At 70.7% G+C, this 18,158-nt stretch carries 34 protein-coding genes; 24 read left to right on the plus strand and 10 right to left on the minus strand.

The window, feature by feature from the left end:
- The first annotated feature begins 41 nt into the window (after positions 1 to 41).
- Positions 42 to 314 carry a hypothetical protein gene (locus tag AB0367_RS00605; protein ID WP_366224036.1) on the plus strand — a complete coding sequence of 91 codons (273 nt, stop codon included), beginning with the start codon at positions 42 to 44 and terminating at the stop codon, positions 312 to 314.
- A gap of 79 nt (positions 315 to 393) precedes the next feature.
- On the opposite strand, the gene AB0367_RS00610 is transcribed toward AB0367_RS00605, so the two are convergent.
- A complete protein-coding gene (locus AB0367_RS00610) occupies positions 394 to 831 on the minus strand; it encodes a hypothetical protein (RefSeq protein ID WP_366224037.1) in 438 nt (145 codons plus the stop codon).
- Positions 821 to 1,225, minus strand: coding sequence for a hypothetical protein (locus AB0367_RS00615; protein ID WP_366224038.1), 405 nt, complete (start codon positions 1,223 to 1,225; stop codon positions 821 to 823). Before AB0367_RS00615 ends, AB0367_RS00610 begins: the two co-directional genes overlap by 11 nt.
- A gap of 134 nt (positions 1,226 to 1,359) precedes the next feature.
- Here AB0367_RS00615 and AB0367_RS00620 point away from each other — a divergent pair, with 134 nt between their 5' ends.
- The 3 genes from AB0367_RS00620 (at position 1,360) to AB0367_RS00630 (ending at position 2,361) form a co-directional block, all read left to right on the plus strand.
- Positions 1,360 to 1,575, plus strand: a complete 216-nt coding sequence (locus AB0367_RS00620; RefSeq protein ID WP_366224039.1) for a hypothetical protein — start codon at positions 1,360 to 1,362, stop codon at positions 1,573 to 1,575.
- Position 1,576: 1 nt separating this feature from the next.
- Positions 1,577 to 1,765, plus strand: coding sequence for a hypothetical protein (locus AB0367_RS00625; RefSeq protein WP_366224040.1), 189 nt, complete (start codon positions 1,577 to 1,579; stop codon positions 1,763 to 1,765).
- Between the two features lie 239 nt (positions 1,766 to 2,004).
- Positions 2,005 to 2,361, plus strand: coding sequence for a hypothetical protein (locus AB0367_RS00630; RefSeq protein WP_366224041.1), 357 nt, complete (start codon positions 2,005 to 2,007; stop codon positions 2,359 to 2,361).
- A gap of 69 nt (positions 2,362 to 2,430) precedes the next feature.
- Here the strand turns inward: AB0367_RS00630 and AB0367_RS00635 are convergent, their stop codons facing one another.
- The 4 genes from AB0367_RS00635 to AB0367_RS00650 form a co-directional block, all read right to left on the minus strand.
- A complete protein-coding gene (locus tag AB0367_RS00635; RefSeq protein WP_366224042.1) occupies positions 2,431 to 2,559 on the minus strand; it encodes a hypothetical protein in 129 nt (42 codons plus the stop codon).
- Positions 2,560 to 2,625: 66 nt separating this feature from the next.
- The gene (locus AB0367_RS00640; protein WP_366224043.1) at positions 2,626 to 3,114 is read right to left on the minus strand and encodes an NUDIX hydrolase; all 489 of its coding nucleotides are present in this window, start codon (positions 3,112 to 3,114) and stop codon (positions 2,626 to 2,628) included.
- A complete protein-coding gene (locus AB0367_RS00645) occupies positions 3,114 to 4,484 on the minus strand; it encodes an XRE family transcriptional regulator (protein WP_366224044.1) in 1,371 nt (456 codons plus the stop codon). The genes AB0367_RS00640 and AB0367_RS00645 overlap by 1 nt, the downstream gene beginning before the upstream one ends.
- Positions 4,485 to 4,723: 239 nt before the next feature.
- Positions 4,724 to 5,032: a hypothetical protein gene (locus AB0367_RS00650; RefSeq protein ID WP_366224045.1), complete on the minus strand. Its 309-nt coding sequence runs from the start codon at positions 5,030 to 5,032 to the stop codon at positions 4,724 to 4,726.
- Between the two features lie 182 nt (positions 5,033 to 5,214).
- Between AB0367_RS00650 and AB0367_RS00655 the strand changes: the two genes are divergently transcribed.
- From AB0367_RS00655 to AB0367_RS00745, 19 genes are all read left to right on the plus strand, one after another.
- The gene (locus tag AB0367_RS00655; protein ID WP_366224046.1) at positions 5,215 to 5,679 is read left to right on the plus strand and encodes a hypothetical protein; all 465 of its coding nucleotides are present in this window, start codon (positions 5,215 to 5,217) and stop codon (positions 5,677 to 5,679) included.
- Positions 5,680 to 5,759: 80 nt separating this feature from the next.
- A complete protein-coding gene (locus tag AB0367_RS00660) occupies positions 5,760 to 5,951 on the plus strand; it encodes a hypothetical protein (RefSeq protein WP_366224047.1) in 192 nt (63 codons plus the stop codon).
- A 135-nt stretch (positions 5,952 to 6,086) separates the two neighbouring features.
- Entirely contained in the window at positions 6,087 to 6,581 is a 495-nt protein-coding gene (locus tag AB0367_RS00665) for a hypothetical protein (protein WP_366224048.1), read from the plus strand.
- Positions 6,578 to 6,985 carry a hypothetical protein gene (locus AB0367_RS00670; protein ID WP_366224049.1) on the plus strand — a complete coding sequence of 136 codons (408 nt, stop codon included), beginning with the start codon at positions 6,578 to 6,580 and terminating at the stop codon, positions 6,983 to 6,985. Before AB0367_RS00665 ends, AB0367_RS00670 begins: the two co-directional genes overlap by 4 nt.
- Positions 6,972 to 7,418: a hypothetical protein gene (locus AB0367_RS00675; RefSeq protein ID WP_366224050.1), complete on the plus strand. Its 447-nt coding sequence runs from the start codon at positions 6,972 to 6,974 to the stop codon at positions 7,416 to 7,418. The genes AB0367_RS00670 and AB0367_RS00675 overlap by 14 nt, the downstream gene beginning before the upstream one ends.
- Positions 7,415 to 7,765, plus strand: a complete 351-nt coding sequence (locus AB0367_RS00680; RefSeq protein WP_366224051.1) for a hypothetical protein — start codon at positions 7,415 to 7,417, stop codon at positions 7,763 to 7,765. Before AB0367_RS00675 ends, AB0367_RS00680 begins: the two co-directional genes overlap by 4 nt.
- Positions 7,762 to 8,400, plus strand: coding sequence for a sigma-70 family RNA polymerase sigma factor (locus AB0367_RS00685; protein ID WP_366224052.1), 639 nt, complete (start codon positions 7,762 to 7,764; stop codon positions 8,398 to 8,400). The genes AB0367_RS00680 and AB0367_RS00685 overlap by 4 nt, the downstream gene beginning before the upstream one ends.
- Complete coding sequence (locus AB0367_RS00690; RefSeq protein WP_366224053.1) at positions 8,397 to 9,512, plus strand: RNA polymerase sigma factor; 1,116 nt, start codon at positions 8,397 to 8,399, stop codon at positions 9,510 to 9,512. Before AB0367_RS00685 ends, AB0367_RS00690 begins: the two co-directional genes overlap by 4 nt.
- Positions 9,509 to 10,003, plus strand: coding sequence for a hypothetical protein (locus tag AB0367_RS00695; protein WP_366224054.1), 495 nt, complete (start codon positions 9,509 to 9,511; stop codon positions 10,001 to 10,003). Before AB0367_RS00690 ends, AB0367_RS00695 begins: the two co-directional genes overlap by 4 nt.
- A complete protein-coding gene (locus tag AB0367_RS00700; protein WP_366224055.1) occupies positions 10,000 to 10,299 on the plus strand; it encodes a hypothetical protein in 300 nt (99 codons plus the stop codon). Before AB0367_RS00695 ends, AB0367_RS00700 begins: the two co-directional genes overlap by 4 nt.
- Complete coding sequence (locus AB0367_RS00705; RefSeq protein WP_366224056.1) at positions 10,296 to 10,670, plus strand: hypothetical protein; 375 nt, start codon at positions 10,296 to 10,298, stop codon at positions 10,668 to 10,670. The genes AB0367_RS00700 and AB0367_RS00705 overlap by 4 nt, the downstream gene beginning before the upstream one ends.
- A complete protein-coding gene (locus AB0367_RS00710) occupies positions 10,667 to 11,038 on the plus strand; it encodes a hypothetical protein (protein ID WP_366224057.1) in 372 nt (123 codons plus the stop codon). The genes AB0367_RS00705 and AB0367_RS00710 overlap by 4 nt, the downstream gene beginning before the upstream one ends.
- Positions 11,035 to 11,613: a hypothetical protein gene (locus tag AB0367_RS00715; RefSeq protein WP_366224058.1), complete on the plus strand. Its 579-nt coding sequence runs from the start codon at positions 11,035 to 11,037 to the stop codon at positions 11,611 to 11,613. The genes AB0367_RS00710 and AB0367_RS00715 overlap by 4 nt, the downstream gene beginning before the upstream one ends.
- Positions 11,610 to 11,849: a hypothetical protein gene (locus tag AB0367_RS00720; RefSeq protein ID WP_366224059.1), complete on the plus strand. Its 240-nt coding sequence runs from the start codon at positions 11,610 to 11,612 to the stop codon at positions 11,847 to 11,849. Before AB0367_RS00715 ends, AB0367_RS00720 begins: the two co-directional genes overlap by 4 nt.
- Entirely contained in the window at positions 11,849 to 12,055 is a 207-nt protein-coding gene (locus AB0367_RS00725) for a hypothetical protein (RefSeq protein WP_366224060.1), read from the plus strand. The genes AB0367_RS00720 and AB0367_RS00725 overlap by 1 nt, the downstream gene beginning before the upstream one ends.
- Positions 12,052 to 12,570: a hypothetical protein gene (locus AB0367_RS00730; RefSeq protein ID WP_366224061.1), complete on the plus strand. Its 519-nt coding sequence runs from the start codon at positions 12,052 to 12,054 to the stop codon at positions 12,568 to 12,570. Before AB0367_RS00725 ends, AB0367_RS00730 begins: the two co-directional genes overlap by 4 nt.
- Positions 12,567 to 13,820: a DUF2637 domain-containing protein gene (locus tag AB0367_RS00735; protein ID WP_366224062.1), complete on the plus strand. Its 1,254-nt coding sequence runs from the start codon at positions 12,567 to 12,569 to the stop codon at positions 13,818 to 13,820. The genes AB0367_RS00730 and AB0367_RS00735 overlap by 4 nt, the downstream gene beginning before the upstream one ends.
- A gap of 172 nt (positions 13,821 to 13,992) precedes the next feature.
- Positions 13,993 to 14,235 carry a hypothetical protein gene (locus AB0367_RS00740; RefSeq protein WP_366224063.1) on the plus strand — a complete coding sequence of 81 codons (243 nt, stop codon included), beginning with the start codon at positions 13,993 to 13,995 and terminating at the stop codon, positions 14,233 to 14,235.
- Between the two features lie 247 nt (positions 14,236 to 14,482).
- The gene (locus AB0367_RS00745) at positions 14,483 to 14,749 is read left to right on the plus strand and encodes a hypothetical protein (protein ID WP_366224064.1); all 267 of its coding nucleotides are present in this window, start codon (positions 14,483 to 14,485) and stop codon (positions 14,747 to 14,749) included.
- A 35-nt stretch (positions 14,750 to 14,784) separates the two neighbouring features.
- Here AB0367_RS00745 and AB0367_RS00750 read toward each other — a convergent pair whose 3' ends face one another.
- Positions 14,785 to 15,333: a hypothetical protein gene (locus AB0367_RS00750; RefSeq protein ID WP_366224065.1), complete on the minus strand. Its 549-nt coding sequence runs from the start codon at positions 15,331 to 15,333 to the stop codon at positions 14,785 to 14,787.
- 189 nt (positions 15,334 to 15,522) lie between these two features.
- Here AB0367_RS00750 and AB0367_RS00755 point away from each other — a divergent pair, with 189 nt between their 5' ends.
- Positions 15,523 to 16,200 carry a hypothetical protein gene (locus AB0367_RS00755; protein WP_366224066.1) on the plus strand — a complete coding sequence of 226 codons (678 nt, stop codon included), beginning with the start codon at positions 15,523 to 15,525 and terminating at the stop codon, positions 16,198 to 16,200.
- 48 nt (positions 16,201 to 16,248) lie between these two features.
- On the opposite strand, the gene AB0367_RS00760 is transcribed toward AB0367_RS00755, so the two are convergent.
- The 3 genes from AB0367_RS00760 to AB0367_RS00770 all read right to left on the minus strand — a co-directional run bounded on the left by AB0367_RS00760 (position 16,249) and on the right by AB0367_RS00770 (position 18,073).
- On the minus strand, positions 16,249 to 16,518 hold the full coding sequence (locus tag AB0367_RS00760; RefSeq protein WP_366224067.1) for a hypothetical protein: 270 nt from the start codon (positions 16,516 to 16,518) through the stop codon (positions 16,249 to 16,251).
- Positions 16,519 to 16,633: 115 nt separating this feature from the next.
- On the minus strand, positions 16,634 to 17,254 hold the full coding sequence (locus AB0367_RS00765) for a DUF4352 domain-containing protein (RefSeq protein WP_366224068.1): 621 nt from the start codon (positions 17,252 to 17,254) through the stop codon (positions 16,634 to 16,636).
- A gap of 348 nt (positions 17,255 to 17,602) precedes the next feature.
- Entirely contained in the window at positions 17,603 to 18,073 is a 471-nt protein-coding gene (locus AB0367_RS00770) for a hypothetical protein (protein ID WP_366224069.1), read from the minus strand.
- Between the last annotated feature and the right edge of the window lie 85 nt (positions 18,074 to 18,158).

Here is an 18,158-nt window from a genome sequence, read left to right on the forward strand (position 1 = left end):
TCAGGTCACCTGACGAGTCCCCTCGACCCCGGATGGTCACCATGGCTGCCAAGGATTACGAGTTCCGCCTGCGGTATCAAAACCGCAGCTACGACCGGGTGCAGTCGTTCTCCCGGGGCCTCGACTTCGACCAGATCCTCGACGCCGACAGGATCCTGCTGTGGTGGCTGGTCGCGACCGTGAAACGGGCAGGGTTCGACCCCCGCAAAGACCTCGACGAGTTCGAGATCGAAGTTTGGGACAAGGGCCGCAACCGGCAGGACCGGATCTTCGCGGCGTCCCGGAACGAGATCACCGACGACATGCTGCAGTAAGCGGCGTTTGACCAGGCGGCCCCGCACTTAAGGCGCGGCCTAGTTCTGCCGGCGCGGGACGGAGGCCGGACCAACCTGGCTACGTGCGGTGCGCCTCTCGCAGCGCCTCGTCGAAGATCTCGCGGAACATGGCGACGCCTTCCGGCTCGATCTGCTGCTGTTCGATCTGCGTGACATGGCGGGCTGCCTCTTCGGCCAGCCGCCGCCACCGCAGCGGCGGGGCGACCTCTTCGGCATCCTCGCGGGCGAACTGCTCGGCCAGGCCCGGGTTGACCTCGAGCAGCCGCTGCCGGAGCTGGGCTCGTGATGCCGCCGAGCGCTCCGGCGTCCACTTCGCGTCGAGCTCGTCCAGGCGCCGGCGCATGCGGGCGCGACCCTCATATGTGATCCAGACGCTGCGTTCGTCGAAGTAGCCATCGTGATCGTCGGGCTGCCCGCCGGTCATGTCGGGCCGGGGTGCCGCCTGGGCGGCAGGGTCGGTCGTGCGGGCCTGGCCCGGCACGTGGTTAGCGTCCATCCCGGGCCTCCCGTAGCGCCTCGTCGAACGCCTCCCTGAAGGCGGCGACGCCCTCTGCCGGTACGCCCCGCTCCACCAGTACCGCGTTCCGCGCCGCCTCGGCGCCGAGCCGGCGCCACCGCAGTGACGGATCAGCCGTCTCCGCCGCGTTCCGGGCGTCCACCTTCGCCAGGTTTGCCGCGATTCGCGTCTTGATGTCAGCTTTGGAGGCTGCCCGGCGCTCCGGCGTCCAGGAGTTCAGCCGTTCTCGGAACGCCGCCCGAATCTCGGCGCGCTGCTCGTCTGTGATCTCGCTGTCGGGGATGCCGCGGAGGTGCTCTGGGAACCAGGGGCCGGTGGGCGGCCGTTCCGGTTCGTCGCCATTCGAGTCGCCGTCGGGTGTCGTTTCGGACATACGTACGACCCTAGTTGAGGGCTGGGCGACCTGGGATGGCTCCGGACGCCCGTTGGGGTGATTTGCCGCGGTGTCACCCCGACGCGCCGACAGCCCAGCCCGACAGATGGCGCGCAAGACAATCCAATCAGGCCATGACCACGAACCCCGTCTCCCCGGAACCGACCTGGCACGCCAACCGCCCGTCGACGCCTACGCGGACCTACGAGCAGGCGATCGCCGAAGCCGCCGCCGCATGGAACGAGTACCTCGACAGCAAGGACTGGACGACTTCCACCGTCACCGCACTGCCCGAGCGCGCCATCGAGACGAAGCCCAAACGCCAGCAGCGGGCCAAGAAGGCCGGCTGACATGGCATCCAAGCCGACCGCCGACCGCATTGTCGTCGGCGGCACCGACATCACCGACTTCGTCACTGCCGTCGTGGCCATAGCCCCGCCGTTCACCGCCGAGCAGCGGGACCTGCTCCGCCGACTGTTCGCCGTACCTGCCGACGAGCGGGAGGTGCCAGCGCATGCGCGAGCGAATCGAGCCGCTTGACCCAGACACCCCCGAAGGCCAGGCCGCAGCTGAAGCGCTGACCGCGGTCCTCGCATCGATCCGGCCAGCCGTCCGCCGTCGCCGCCGCGAACGCGAAACCGCAGCCGCCGCGACGTCTCCGGGCAAGCCACTGCCGGCAAGTGGTGCCGACGCCAGCCTTCCTTGCGGTCCCGCAGAAGCCGCCGCAGACCGGCTTGCCTACACGTCGGGGCGCCGATCGTCCCGCGGACGGTCGAGTCGTGGAACCTGAGCCAGCGCCGGTCGCGTCCGGCGATCTGCTTCCGCGATTGTGGACGCTGGAGGAGGTCGCCGCCGAGACCCGCCTCAGCTACTGGTGGCTCCGTCGTTCGTGCGCCCGCCGGGAGATCGAGTTCACCAAGGCAGGGAAGCACTACAAGATGACCGCTGCGCAGGTGGCGATGGCCATCGAGGCAGCGAAGATGCCCGCAACCGCGCGCAGGCTACCTGCTCCTCCCGAGGTATCGCAGCCTGCCATGCCCCCCATGGACGCCTCCGTGCCTATGGGACTCGAAGACCTCAGAGACGAGATCAACAGAGAACGGAAACGTCGGCTCGCGGGACGGCGGCGAGGGTAGCCCGCTCAGCCCATGTCGGCGTCCTGGACCTCGGCCAGCCTCTCGGCGCGCTCCGCGGGTACAACCGGATCACGCCCGGGCTCTGCGGGCGTCGATAACGGCGGCGAGCCGCCCAATCTCGGCGGCCTCTTCGGGCGTGAAGGGCGGGAGTTGCGCGGCGATCCGCCGCGCCCACGCTTCGGCCTTCTGCTTGTCCATGATGCCGAGAGATTACTCGGACGGCTTGACGCCGCTCGGCGGCCTGCCGCAGACCGCAAGATCGGGTCAGTTTCGGGGTCTGCCACCAGCCAGGTAGCTCACCGCGCGATCCCTCCGCGCCTTCAGACCGGCCGGCACCCGCTGTGCAACCGCGGCCGGCAGCAGTCGGGCAGCCTCCGCGGGTGAGACGAACGCGTACGAGTCCAGTTCCTCGGTGCGCAGCCTAATCGCATGCTCGGCCGCCTCAAGCTCGCCGCCGTCGAAGACCAGGTTGACCATGGCACGGGGCCGCGCACCTGCGGCCGGCGCCCAGTCGACGAGGAGCAGCGCGCCGATCGTGACGTCCAGGCCCAACTCCTCGCTGATCTCCCGGCGGGCGGCATCGTGTGGGAACTCGTCCGCCTCGACGTACCCGCCGGGCAGCGCCCAATGGTCCCGGTAGTTCGGCTTGACCAGCAGCACCCGGCCGGTCGGGTCGGTGATGAGTACCGCCGCGGCGGCGTGGAACGCAGGGAGCTTCGCGTAGAAGATCTCCGGCGGCTCCCACTCGGCCATCAAGCGGCCTTCGCCAGCTGCGCGGACCGCCCGAGGAACCCGGCGACAGCCCGGTTTCGGCGGTACGGCCGGAGCAGCCGGCCCAGCTCGTCGACGCGCTCAACGACCCGCCGGGACCGGACCGCATCCGCGAGGTCGAGCGCTTCGGCGCCGAGGGCGGCGGCCTGCTCGACGTCCGGGTTCGGCCCGGTCGCGTGCACGGTGGCGGCCAGCGCGGTGTGGAGCGCCTTCGTCCGGGTGCCGCCGGCGTCGATCTGCAGGGCGTCGGCGGCGTGCCGTAGCGCCCGGTCGGGCTTGCCGAGGTCCCGCCAGCAACGCATCGCCGTCCCGGCGAAGTGCGCCGGCGTGAAGTACCCGGCCCACGCCGGGCCGTCGCCCGCGGTCTTTCCCATGGCCTTCTCGGCGTTGCGGAGGGCGGTCGAGCAGCTGGCCTCGTCGGCTGCGATGGCGTGCGCGCAGGCCTCGGCGGTGTACAGCCGGGCCATGACCGCCGGGTGGGCGCGACGGGCGCCCTCGACCGCGGCCCGGGCAAGCCGGACGGCCTCGGCGGGCTGGTTGAGGTACACGGCCTGCGTCGCCATGTTGGCGAGGACGTGCGCGCCGAACGCCGGGTCGTCGCCGGCCTTGGCCAGCCGCAGCGCCTGGATGAAGTACCGCTGGGCCAGGCCGTGCTCGCCGACGTCGTACGACATGAACCCGACCTGCCCGGTGAGTTCGGCGACCGCGGCGAGCAGCTGCCGGCCGACAGCGTCGGTGTAGGTGCCGTGCAGCATCGGGGTGACTTCGCGGTGCAGCCAGCCGACCATGAGCGCGCGGGCGTGGCCGCCGCCGTGGCGCCGGTCGAGGTCGAGGATCTGCCGCTGCGAGGCGTGCAGGGCAGCAACGTCGCCCGCGGTGACCCGGCGGGCACCGGTGTGGGAGGTGTCGGGGTCGCGGGGGTCGAACAGCCATGCCCATCCGGCGGTCATGGTGGCGCCGACGACGAGCGGGGCGGCGGTCAGGACGTCACGGCGTAGCAACAGGTACCTCCACAGGTCGGCGACGGTGGTACGGCTGTCCTCGAGGGACGGCTCGTACACCAGGCCGAGGCGTGTGAGGTCGGTGCCGCCGCGGCGGAACCCGAGGTCGTTGGCGGTGACGGTCCGGTTGAGGCGCCGCGAGAGCACTTCGGCGATGACGGCGGGGGCCGGGTCGTCGGGGGTGCGTCCGCGGAGCCACCAGTAGACGGATGCGCCGTCGTACTGCAGCTCGGCGCCGCGCGTGGTCCGGCTGTGGGCGTTGACCTGGCGGGCGAATGCGGCCTGGGTCTGGCTGTAGCCGGCGTCGGCGAGGAGTGCGTCGAGCTCGTGGTTGGTCACTGGCTTCGGCATGGCGACCCTGATCCGTTGCGCGTGGCGGTGAATGCTGGGGCGTTTCGAGCGTACGGGTTGGCGTGGCTGCGGGACATGGCTACGCAAGGGTGCGCAATGGCGGGCATGAATGCGCAGGGCCGCGCAACCTGCTCCATCTCCCGCAAGCCTCCTTCCGGGCGGAGCGTGGTCGTCACGGGCTCGGCGGCGACTACGGCCGTCGTCGGGCCCCCGGCCAGGGGAGGTGCACTGTGCTCGAGCTAGTCGTTGGGCTCGACGCCGGCTTCGCGGCAGATGCGTCGGACGCTTTCGCGGCTGTAGACGCCACTGAGGCGCTCGAGGATGTCCTTCTGCCTGGTGCCGGCCTTTGCTTCCGTGACGATCTGGTCGGCCAGCGTATCCCGGGTGGTCCGCAGCTTCTCGCCGGCGGCCTGCCGGGCTCGCTTGGCGTCTTCCATGGCGCGGATGGCGGCTTTCTCAGCTGCCAGGTCCGCAGCGTATGCAGCTGCCGCGGCGGCGAGCGGATCACCTGCCGCGCTCGTTGCCTTCCTCGGCTTCTGCGTGGTCATAGGGGCGATCATCCCACACGTGCCACACGGTACTCAATCGTTGGCCACGTGCCACATGCCTTGACCCATGTGGCGCTTGGCCTTACGATGGTTGGTGTAAGCAAGACGGGCTCCAGCCGGTGCTACCAACACCGACCAGAGCCCTTGACCGGACACCTGCTACCAACAGGAGACCGACCCAAATGCACGCTATCAAGGCGGCCGTTTCCGCTCCCCGCAAGCCCGTCCTCGCCATCGGAGAGCAGATCGCGGCGCAGGTCGAGCGGACCTCCATCACCCTCCAGCGGGTCACCGCGAACACCTGGACCGTCACCGTCTACCAGGGCGTTCGCCGCATCGACGACCAGTGCGCGACGTTCGAGAACGAGCAGGCTGCGGCACTCACCGCCTCCGCCTACTACCAGCTGGCCGTCGCCGAGACCCTCGAGCCCGCCGCCGACCCGGCCGCGCCGCTCGCCCCCGGCGAGATCCGCGAGCACGTCGCCGGGCCGGTCGTGATCCGCGTCTTCCAGACCGCGCAGGCCGGGGTGCTCGTCCAGGGCCGCCGCAACGGCCGCATCGACCCGGCCCTGTGCTCCCGCCATGACTTCGACACCCTGGCGCTCCGCCGATACGCCGACCTCGTCGCCGCGCACCCCGCGGCCTGACTTTCCCTCCCCGCTGCGGTGCGGGGTCGGCACGGCCCCCGTCGACCCCGCACCGCACCCCCCCATGCCTGGAGAGCGCTATGACCAACCCCGACGAGATGACCCCTGCCGAGCACGCCGCGGTGCTCGCCGCGATCGAAGCTGACCTGCCCGTCCGCATGGTCCGCCCTGACGGGCGCGTGGTTCCCGTTATCGGCCGCCACGTCCAGGAGCGCCTCGACGCCGGCTACACCATCGCCCAGCCCGACGCCGGACAGCACACCTCCGAGTGACTTTCCCGCACAGCCGGCCCCGGTCGGCTGTGCCGATGGCCACTCGGCCAGAGCACCACATTGGGCGGGCCCCAAGCATGCGACTCCACCGCAGCCCGGGGCCCTTGAGGGCGGAAGCCACAGGAGGTCCCACCCATGACTTCACACAGTACGACCAGCTACGCGCCGCTGGTGCGCGACAACAGCGGCGAGCTCGCAACCGTAATCGACCTCGCGACCTGGCGGACGCCGTCGCCGTCGCCGCAGGGCACGATCATCGCGCCCACCACCGCCTGGTGGCACTGCCCGGCCTGGTGCTCCGGCGACGACGACTGCACTGGTGGGGAAATCTACGTCTCCGGCGCTGGCGGTCAGACCCCGTTCAGTCGGGGACACCACGGCGTCTTGCTCGCCGAGGAGGTCCAGCACCTCGACGGTGGCATGGTCGACGTCCGCGTCGAGGTCAGCGCATACGAGGACCGCATCGAGGGCTACGTTGAGCCGCCGTCGGTCGATGTCTGCGCCGGCGACCTCGACCTCAAGACCTTCGACCTCGACGCGGCCGAGCGGATCGCCCACGCGATCCTGGACGCGGTCGCGGCGGCCCGGACGGCGCTGCCGGCGTCCCGCCAGGCGGTGATGTCGGCATGAGCACCGCAACCCTGACGACGGTCACCGTGGAGCGCCCCGCCACCCCGGCGGGGCCCCCGGCCCAGGTGCTGAAGTTCGTTCCCTGCCCGGACCGGTTGCCGTGGTGCCTCAGCCACGAGGCCGACCCGGACGGCGCCCAGTACCACCACGGCGCCTACGTGCCGATCGCCACCGGCGGCCCGGACGTCCTCGTCGGACGGCAGCAGGCCAGCGAGTTCGACGTCACCTACGCCCGCCTGGACACCGCCGACGGCAACATGCTGCCGGTCGTGTGGCTGCTGCCCGGCGACTTCGCCTCGCTGCTCGGGGACGCGGTCGGCTTCACCCCGGACAACGCCCGCACGCTCGCCTCGGCGCTCATCGCCGCCGCCGACGCGGTGGAGGTGACCAATGTCGCCGAGTGACGACGACGGCCGCCGCCAGCGGGAGGCCCGGTTCATCGCCGGCCTGCGGATGCCGAAAGAGCCGTTCGGGATCGCCGCCGGCACCGTACGCACCGGCCATCGGGACGGCGACGGCGGACACCCGGCGTGGTGCTCGCCCGACGAGTGCACCGCCGGCAACCCGTACTTCCCGCACCACCTGTCGGCGTGGACGATCATCTACCCCAGCCACGGCGGCGAGGCCGCGATCCTCGTCCGGCTGTACACGGACGCCTACGACCCGGCCGACGAGCCGCCGACGGTCGAGGTGTGCCTGATGCGCCCCGGCCAGGCCACGTCGATTGAGGGCTACGAGCTGCACGGCTCCCAGGCGGCGATGCTCGCCGAGACGCTGGCCTCCTACAGCCGGGTCGCGCTCGACGCGGCCCACTGGGATCGGCCGGTGACGTCGTGACCTCCACCCAGCACCCGGCCTGGTGTGACGCCACCCAGTGCGCGGCGGTCGGCCTGCAGCTGCACCACAGCCGCGCCCTGACCGTCCCGGCCACGCCCGGCGCCGGTCGTGACAGCGCGACGTTCATCCTCGTCGTCCACGGCACCCACCGGGAGCAGCCGCAGATCGAACTGACGTTCATCCTGGCCGACCCGGGGGCGATGAGCCCCGTGCTCGACGTCGACGCCGACCAGCTCGGCCGTCTTCGCGCGGCACTCGCCGCCGCCGGCCACGTCGTCGGCGCCGACCAGCCGCACCTCATCCAGCTCCCCGACCCCGACGCCTTGGAAGGCGGTGCCACACCGTGACCATCACCAGTACCCGACCCCGCCTCGCCGTGGTCCGCCCGGCAGGCGGAGGCCCGGCCTGCACGTCCGGCCTGCCGTGGTGCACCGGCGACCGCAACACCCACGATCTCGAGCTGCTCCACGAGGGCGAATCGGTCTATCACGACAGCCCGCCCGTCGATCTGCCGATGACCGGCGGCGACGACCGGACCTGCAACGGCTTCACGGTCAGCCTCGAACGGCAGGACAGCCTCGACGGCGCGGCGGGCCGCACCCGCGTCTACATGGCGCCGATCAGCGACCGCGCGCCGATGCCGCGCGGCGGCTACGCCACTCTCGACGAGGCCGAGTCGATCGCCCGGGTCATCCTCGCCCACGTGCTGAATGCCCGCGCGCCGCGGCCGGACCTGTCCGCCGCCGCACAGTCGGGGCAGTGGCCGTACGGAGCGGAGGCGCTCGCCGCCCTGCGGCGGCTGTCGGCCCGGCAGCGGATCGCGATGAGCCTGCGGTACGTCGACGGCCTCAGCCTCGGCGAGACGGCGGCGGCGATGGGCGTCCGGCCGGACAAGATCAAGGTGTACATCGCCCGGGCGAAGGCGCAGCTGCGCACGTGGGGCGTCCTGGACGCTTCGACCGCTCTGGACGGTGCGGCATGACCGCCGTCCTCGAACCCCCGGCCGCCACCCTCGCCCCGGTGACCCCGGACACCGTCACCGATCTGGTCGAGCTGTACAAAGGCCGCCGTGACCGACTGGTCGGCTATGCCGCCCGGTTCGCTGGCGGCCGAGACCAGGGCGAGGACGCCGTCCAGGACGCGTTCTTGGCCCTGCTGACCAACCCGGAGCAGGTGCGCAACGCCGCCGCATACGTCGGGGCACACGCGCGGGGCCGCGCCCTTTCCGAGTCGAGTCGCCGCGGCCAGCAGGTGCCCGTCGGAGACGCCATGGACTGGCAGCCGGACACGGCACCGCCAGCCGAGGACCTCGACACGCTTGCCGCGTGCATGGGCGACCCGGCCACCGCGCGGGCGGTCGACGAGGCCCTCGCGCGACTGCCGGAGCGGCAGGCCCACGCGATCCGGCAGCACCTGCTTGAAAACCGACCGGTGTCGGCAGTTGCGGAGACGCTCGGCATCGACAAGAGCACCGTCTACCGGGACGTGAACGCGGGCCTGGAGACCCTGCGCGGCATGAACGTCGAGGTGCCGAAGCCGATCGACGAGCCGGCGCCGCAGCGGCCCAGCGGGTCGACGCCCCACGCGAGCGATGCCGAGCTGGTGGCGACCCTTGACCAGGAGTTCCCCGGCAAGTGGATCGGCCCTGGGCCCGCCGAGGAGCTTCTCCGCCGGGTGCACGGCAAATGCTCCACGGTGCGGGCGGTCCGGGCACAGAAGCGGCATAACGAGCGTTGTGAGAAGCCGCCATCGAAGAACCGGGCGACGGGTGCGGCGAACGGGGCCGGGAAGCGCGCTTTGGCGGACGGTACTGCTGTTGCCCCGGCCCTGCCCGCCGAGCCGGCAGCGTCCGAGTCGGCCGTGTCCGAGGTGTGGCTGATGGGCGCGAAGCCGCCTATTTCGTGCCTGCTGGTCCGCACCGATGAGACGACCAGCCCCCGCGACCTCGCCGCGGTGTCAATGGCTGGCGCCCAGCGGGAGATTACCGGCCAGCTGATCGCCGACGGCTACCGGCCGGACGGGCCGTGGGTCGACGTCGACCCGGCGGGCCCGGAGGCCATGCGCAAGTTCTACCTCGAGAGGGGGCAGCGGTGACGCTCGCCATCGACCGCAACGCACTCCAGCACTTCGATGTACTTCCGGACCTGCGCAGCGAAACGTGCCTCATCCACCAGTGCGAGGGTTCATGCCCGGTCGACGTGATCACCGTGGACGGGGAGCTGCGTCACGTGTGGTGGTGCACCTGCTGCAGCAGCCAGTACACGACCAGTTACGTGCCGATCGTCTGCCCGGACGGTGTCCCGTGGTGCGTCAGTCACGGCCAGCACCCGCCGCAGCAGCACCGGGCCGCCGGCGCCTACACCGCCGCCGAGGTTGATATGCGGCTCGACCCGGCGACGGTCCTGGTCGACTCCCGGCTCGCCTCGACGGTCGGCGCCGAACCGCTCGTCTGGGTCGCCGCCGCCTGCTGGAGCGAGTGGGACCGCTTCGGCGAGGGCGTCGGCATGACCGCGGCCTGCGCCCGGGAGGTCGGCCTACGGCTCATCCAGCTCGCCAACAACATCGAAGGCGGCGAGCCCCGATGACGCTCGCGCTCGACGGCAAGCCGGACAACGTCATCCCGTTGCGCCGCAACGCCACCTACCGGCCTGACTTTGCGGCCCTCGCCCGTGAGCAGATTGTCTCCGCGCGGTCGCTGCTCGGCCAGACCGTGGAGGAGTTCGCCGCCACGCTCGGCCAGTTCCTCACCTGGTTCCCGACGCCCGAAGCTGTTCGCGGCTGGGAGTCGGCCGCGACCCCGACCGGTGACGCCCTGGTCGCCGCGCAGTTCCTGTCGCGGGCGACCGCCGGCGATCTGCTCCGAATGGAGGTCAAGCTGTGACGCTCGCGATCGCACGCCCCCGCACCGTCACGGTGCCCGTCACCTTCCCGTGCCCGGCGGGCGTGCCGTGGTGCAACGACGAGTACGCGGCGGCCTGTACCCCTGACGAGCACATCACCCACTGGTCGGGCGAGATGTACCTGCCCGCGACGGCCGGCCGCACACCGGACGGTCGAATCCCCACGGACCGTGTGAGCCTCCTGGTTGGCCAGCGGCGCGACGACGAGCCGACGATCGCGGTCAACGCGGTGCGGTCCGGGCAGCGGAACGGCGAGGGTGACGACGCGGAGATGACCCTCGACGAGGCCGAGAACCTCGGCCGGTACCTGCTCGACCTGGTCGCGCGGCTGCGAGGCGGTGAGCCGCGGTGACGATCCTCGTCCGTAGCAGCTCATTCCGCCCCGTCGCGTCAGTGGAGCCGGCGCCGTGCCCGCCCTGGTGTATCGGCACCGACTGCCGCTCCACCGACCCGGACGCCACCCGGTACCACATGGGCCAGGACGCGTCGGTCCAGCTGTACGAGCCGGACGTGACCGTGTGCGTCACGGTGTGCCGCGACGACGACGAGGCCCCGGCCGCCGGCGAGCCGTACGTGTGGATTTCCGGCGACGGCCCTGACCGGCCGATGCACGACTGGGCGGCGATGCTTCCCCCGGCCGCCGCCGTCGAGCTCGGCCAGGCGCTCATCGCCGCTGGGCTCAAGGCGGCCGGCCTGGCGCGGACGGCGGTGGCGTCGTGACCGCCGTCCTCGAACCGGTCGCACTGCTGCCGGGCACGGCTGGCACCGGCGTGGCGTGCCCGCCGTGGTGTGACAGCGACCCAGACTGGCACGACCCGGAGGTCGTCACCCTGCACGACGGCCTCGGCGCCGACCTGCCGACCACCGCCCGGCCGTCGCTCGGCCCGCGCCACCGTGGCGCCCCCGACAACATCCACGTGGCGGCCGAGGCCAGCAGCAACGGGCAGCCCGTCGTGTGGCTGGTCGGCTGCCGCGGCGGGACACCGGCCGAACACGGCCACTACGCCACCGTCGACGAGGCCGAGGCGATCGGCCGACACCTGCTCGACATGGTGGCCCAGCTACGCGGGAGCAAGCCTGCGCGTGACCTGCAGATCGGTGACCGGATCGTCCTCGACGGCAAGGCCCACGAGGTCGTCTTCCTCATGATCGACGCCTGCTACCACGACGTGCCAGTCCGCTGTTGCGACGGCCACGTGCAGATCTTCACCGACCTGTCCGAGGCGGTCGACGAGTCCACGCCGGCCGACATCCTCGACCCCGGCGACCTGGTGCAGATCGAGGTGAAGCCGTGATCGTCAACGCGAACGCCATCGCTACCCGGGAGTGGCTCTTCGGTGAGCCGCTCATCCGCTCGAACGGGGCACTCCACGACCCGGACCAGAACGAGGACATCGACCCCGACTGGGACCCGATCGGGGCGTACCGGCAGTGGCTCCGGCGCCAGGCTTCCGCACTTCCGGACAACGGCCCTGTCGTGTCGACCCCCGCGCGCAGGACCGACCGGTACCAGAGCGGGGAGGCCGCCTGATGGGCACCGTCTTCCCGGTCAAGCCGCAGGACGGCGACGGCGATCCGCGGTTCACGTTCGGGCTCGTGCTCGACGTCGCCAAGGTGCTCGCCGCCCACGGCTACCCCGACCTGAGCAATCCGGCCGTCGCCCGCGGCGGCGACCTGGTGGACCTGCAGCTGGCGCTCTACCGCTTCATCTACGGCGACAAGGAGATTCCCCGATGACGTCCGTCGAGATGCCGCTGCCGATTCTCGGCGAGGCCGAACCCCGGCCGGTCGTCGAGCTGCCGGCGGCCGTGCCCGTCGAGGAGTCCCGGTCCCGCAGGGTGCTCGACGCGGCTGGCCGGGGCGTGACGGTCGCGGTCGGCGACGTCCGTGAGGCGTGGATCTTCCACGGCACCCCGCCAACGGTCGCCGACATCGTCGCTGTGCGGGTGCCCGACTGGGAGCCGTTCGAGCGGTTCCGGCACCGCTGCTTCGACCGGACCGAGGGCATGATCGAGGTCGACGCCGGGTGGACGTGCGAGTGCACGCCGGTGGCGGACGAGGTCCGCAAGGCGAACACCCGCGACATCCGGATCGTCAAGGGTGTGCGGGTCGCGTGGATCATCTACAACCACGTGGTCGCGATCCCGGCAACGGTCCTGCTGTACGTCGCGGCGTGGATCGTCCAGCACCCGGGGCGGCTCCTGCTGGCCGCGATCCTCGTCCTGGTCTTCGCCGGGCTGGTGTTCGGATGAGCGCCAACCCGGCCCGCAGCCGCACCCAGCGTGCGCTGCAGTTCATTGGCGCGGCCGTGGTCGTCGTCGGCATCGTCGGTGTCGCGGTAGCTGCGTTCGCCTTGTCGTACGACGCGATCCGCAGCGTCGGTATCGCCGCGAACATCCGCGAGTCGTGGGCTTGGATGCTGCCGGTCAGCATCGACGGGGCGATGGCGGTCGCCACGGTCGCCGTGCTGCTCCTCAAGCACCTGCGCAAGCCGACCGGGTGGCCGTGGTTCGTTGCCGCGGTCGGGTTCGTCGTGTCGGCCGGCTGCAACGCCCTGCACGCCCAGCTGCACGGCGGACGCAAGCCGCTGCCGGATGAGTTCGCGGTCGCCGTCTCGGTCGTGCCGCCGCTGATGCTGCTCCTGTCTGTCGAGCTGCTCGCCGTGCTGACGAAGACGCTCGGCATGCGCGGCAGCGAACAGAGCACCGAACAGAAGACCGAGCAGAAGGCCGAGCAGGTTCCTGCCGGCGGCCCGAACAGGTCGCCGCGGACAGGCGAGCAGACCGCTCTGCTCGTGCCGCCTGTTCGCCCGGACAGAGGGCGGGCAGACCTGTCCGCCCGGACCGAACAGGTCGCGAGCAGAAACCTGACCGCCGGGATCGAACAGGTCCCGGACAGGAACCTGTTCGCCCGGCCGGAGCCGGTCGAGCAGACCCGATCAGACGCGCGGACAGGCCTCGCCGAGCAGGCGAACAGGCCCGAACCTGCCCGGCCGGTCAGCTCACTGCCGACAGGCAGCGAACAGGCCCGTGACCTGCCCGAACAGACCGAGCAGATCGCCGAACAGGCCGGACCGGTTGCCGAGCAGACAGGCGGGCATGCCCGCGGGCAGAACGCCGAGCAGGTCGAGCTGCTCGGCGGCGAGCAGACCGAACAGACCGACGGCGGGCGGACCGGGCAGAGCGAGCAGGTCGACACCGAACAGACCGAGCAGACCGAACAGGTCGGCAGCGAGCAGACCGAGGAGCAGACCGAACAGACGGGCGGGCAGAACGGCGAGCAGCGGACCGAACAGGTCGACGAGCGGCCCCGACCCGACGACGAACTGATCGCGATCCTGCGCGAGCAGGCCGCCGAACAGATCGCGGACAGGTCGCTCAGCCGGTACCGGGTCGAGAAGCTCACCGGGGCGAGCAGCCGCCAGGCGGGCAGGTTGCTCGACGTGGTTCTGACCGCCGAGCAGTCCAGCGGACAGACCGCGCTGGCCGCCGCCAGCCGATGAACCGCGGGCCGCGGCCGGCCCCTCCCACATCCGGCCGCGGCCCGTACTTCCCTACCCCGTCGACGCTGCCCGCCGGTGGGGCCAGACCCCAGGTCACGGCCGGTCCTGATCCCGGTTGACCCCGCCAGTGACCCCTATTTGACCCGTTTCCCGAACCCATGAGGAGAAGCGCATGAGCCTGACGAACCCGACCCGGCAGGAGGCCCGGGCGCAGAAGCGGGCCGCGATGTACAACGCGAGGATCAAGGCGTCGCAGACGCCCCGGGAGCAGCTCGGCCACGCGATGGACTACTTGCGGGCCGCCCTGGACGGCGCCGACCCCCAGACGGTGGCCACCGTGGCGGGCCAGCTGGTGACAATCGCCGGGCAGTACAACGGCCGGTTCGAACGCCAGCGCACCAGACGGCCGGCGTGACCGCCTCGGCGGCTGCTGACTGTGAGTAACGCCATGCGCGTATGTGCGGCAGAAGTTCCGGCGGCAGAAGAAAGCGCCCTTGAGGGCGCTCCAACGCGCCCCCACGTCGTGCGTGCGTGCGCGAGGAATCCAGTGTAAATCGCCCACGATTCTTGCGCAATTGCCGGACGCGCATGGCCTTGCAACAACCCAATGCACATGACGGAGAGTGACGACAGCCCGGTTTCCGGGCGGACAAGGAGACACGATGGCACCGCTGCACAAGAACGGCATGGCCGGCATGACCGAGCTTCAGGCATTGACCAGCTACCGGACGATCACGACCGGGCTCCCGGAGACGGTCGACGGGACGACCGGCCAGCGGGAGGACAAGGACCCGGCGTTCGTGGCGTCGCAGATTGTCGAGTGGCAGGAGTTGCTCGACGAGGTCCGCGACTACCTGGGCGACGACGCCAGCCCATACGCCCGAGACTTCCTGGCTAGCGAGCAGGCCCGCATCGACGCGCTGCGGTAAAGGGCCGGTAGGCCGCAGACGAGCTGCTCCAAGGACTACTCGGGCAGCTCGTCTGCCGTTGGTGCCGCCCGGTCGTCGACGATGATCGGAGGCACAGGGTTCCCCGCCGGGGCATCTGGATTAACGGTGTCGACGACCGTTCCCACTATCTCGTAGATACGAGATCCGATCGCGCGCTCGGTGTCATGTACGTAGAAGGGGTACTTCCAAATGCCAGCAAGCCGTGCCGTCAGGTTGAGGATCGTAACGACCTGCTGGCCGGAAAGGCGCACGTGGCGCATGTTGTCGGGCCGCTCTTGGGTACGACGGGCGAGCTCGTGATGGTCGGGCCACCCCTCCTTCCCGTAGAGGCGAGTTCCCAGGAACGACAATGTGTCGGCATGACAGACGAGCGTGACCGAGCCGATTGCGGCTGCGGCCTTCAGGCGTGCATGCGCTTGGTTGCTGGCGCGAATGTCACGCCGTTCGGCCTCGGTCTTTGCCGCAACGCGTAGGCGGCGAGCTCGCGCGGCGTCTTCACGCTCCGCCAGTTCTTCGGGCGTTAGGTTCCCCCGTGCGATCCGGATCCAGTCAGCGATGCCCATCACTGGACACTACGAGCTGCCGCGCACCGCACTCAACGGCCGGTGGCTATTCATTCACGTTGCGCAACGTGCTGGTGATTGTCGGTCTATCCGCCGGGCCGATCGGCTTGGTGCAATAGGCCAGTCGCCAACGCATCCGTACGTCTAGGTGGTTCCTTCCGCAAGACCGGATCCACGACCCTCGACGTCATGTCGCTCCCGCCGCAGCCGGACCCGGCTCAGCCGCAGCCCAGCCCGTACCCACCGCAGATCGCTGGCTGGCCACCCCCGCCGCTAGCGCCCCGCCGGCGCACGGCCGTGTGGAAGATCGTGCTGATCGTCGTCGGCTCGCTGTTTGCACTGTGCATGGGCCTGGCCATCCTCGGCGCCATCGTCGGGCCACCCCCGGCGAAGCCGGCCGCGAAGAAGGAGGCAGCAGCTCCGCCGGTCGCGGCCACCAATGCGGCCGCGACCTCGGCCGCGGCTGTCACCACGCAGGCCGCGCCGCCGCCAACCACTACGGCGCCAGCACCGCCGCCGACGACCACCACTGCGGCGGCCCCACCCCCGTCACCTACGACCACCACCACGCAGCCGCCAGCAGTCAAGAACCGCATGATCTGCAAGGTCACCGAGGGTGGCGGCACCTACTACCGCTACGTGACCAGCGCGTCCGAGCACAACTTCAGCGCCTGCGCAGACGGCACCGAGGTTCCGGGCACGATCGACGACCTGCTGCTCGGCCCCGGGAACATCAACCGACGGTGCATCCTCGGCGACACGGCGATCGCCATGTATCACGCGCTCGTCGGCGTCTACAGCGACACCGGCACGAAGAACCTGGCCGCCGCACGGGCGTACTGCGACGCCAACGGCGGCACGAACTAACCGGCAGCAGACGGCCCCCCCGTACCCGGAGGGGCCGTCACGCCGGCGTCACGCGTCCGGCTGGCCCGCCGTGAGCCACTCGACGAGCAGATCCTCGACGTCCACACCGCGCTCGGCCGCGGCCTGTCGGGCGCGCTCGTCGATGTCGAACGGCACCGACAACACGCGAATCATGTAGTGGGGAGCGCCCGGCGGCGGCAGCTCAAGCGTCGACACGTCAACGGTGTCGTCGTAGGTGAGTTCGACGTCCCCGGCGGCGAATGCCTCGATGAGGCGCTCGGTCTCCGCGAGGAACTGCAGGTTGGGGCGCTGGCTCATGTTCGGATCCTAGGCCGATTGGTAGGCCAGTGCCCCAACATCGGGTGCCGATGACGTGCAGGAACCCGTATTCGTACCGGGCGTCCAACTCTGAACGCCGTCTCGCCGGGCATGGTTATGGCAGGGCGACCTTGGCGCCGCGGGACCATGCCGAGTCGTGGACCTCGAGCGTCACGAGCTTGACGGTCGCGGCAACGTCGAAGACCACGACGGCACTGACCTGATTCCCGGGGTTGATCTTTTCCAGGAACGATTCGCCGTTGGGGTTGGCGTACAGGCCGGCGACACCGTCGGTTTCGTAGCGGGCACCGGCGGCGTCGTAGGCGACGACGTTGCTGTCGTCGAAGGTTCGAGCGTCGTTGCCGATGTTCTTGACCTGCAGCGTGATCTGGCAGAAGCGACCTTGCGCCTTCTGTCCGGCGATCTGTGTCTTGCCGCAGTCTGGGCCTTTGGTGACCGTGAACTCGAACTTGCCGTCCCGGACTGCGGTTCCGGCCGCCGCGACGTCCGAGGTTTTCGCCGGGGCGGCGGTTGTCGCTTTCGGGGCTTGGCTGCCACCGCTGGATGCGGCAGGGGCTGCCGAGCCGCCCGGCGTGGCCGCGGCTGGCTGGTTGTCAGCGGACTGCTTGCCCGGCTTCTTGCCGCCGCCGGACGTTGCGACTACGACGATCCCGCCGAGGCAGCACAGGGCGACGATCGACCCGATGACGATCCCGATGATCGCCCCGGCGGACAAGCCCTTCTTCGGCGGCGGTGGCGGGTATGGCATCGGCCCGGTGGCGGGGGAGGCACCGGTCGGCGGGTAGCCGGGCGGTGGCGGTTGCCGGATCTGGCCGGTGGGGTGCTGGTGGGGGTCGGGGTAGGTCACGGAATCTCCGAGGCTCGGGCGGGGCCGCACCTACAGGGAGAAGCGGCCCCGCCCGGTTCGCGCGCCCTCGCGGCCGGAGCCCGTCATGACGACGGCCGGGACACGCGAACGCTAGCTGACGGGCTACCCGCTGTAGGGTGCCGACGCCCGCCCGTGTCCGCCAGCCCTTGGCGTCAGCTTTGCTCGATCAGGCCGCCGATTCAACCCAGTCGGGTGTCACGCCCCGTACGCAAGTCGCCTGTTTCCGCCATTGGCGAGCTTCACCGCGTGGATTGTGAGCCACCCGCCCAACCGGACCACGCGCGGCGCCCGAAGACGGCCCCCGCCGATGCCTAGAGGTCGGATGCGTTTGCGCCTACTCACCGCCGGGGCCGTGGTCGCAGCCGTCACCGCACTCTCGAGCGGCTGCGGCGCAACCTCCGGGAAGCCCGGCGGGTCGGCCTCGGCAACCCGTTCAGGGCTGGACACGACGATGCGTGGATGGCGCCAGCCCATCTCGCGAGCGGCAGCGTTGGCAGTGGTCTCGCCACGGACGACGCGATCGGCGAGGTCGGGGTTGTCGCGCTTGAGGCGGGCCACCACCGACTCGACCTGATTCGATGGGAAACCGATGGTGTCACCATTGGTTTTCTTGCCCCGCCCAGGGCGAGAAACCGGCTCAATGGCCTCCCCCAGCAGTTGCTTCATCCGAGTGCCACTCGCTCGATCGGGCCTAATGCGCGTGTCGCGCACATTAGGCTTGCCCGGCCTGGGCGCGAACCTGATGTTCGCC

It is taken from the genome of Dactylosporangium sp. NPDC051484 (assembly GCF_040689395.1).
Lineage (GTDB): Bacteria > Actinomycetota > Actinomycetes > Mycobacteriales > Micromonosporaceae > Dactylosporangium.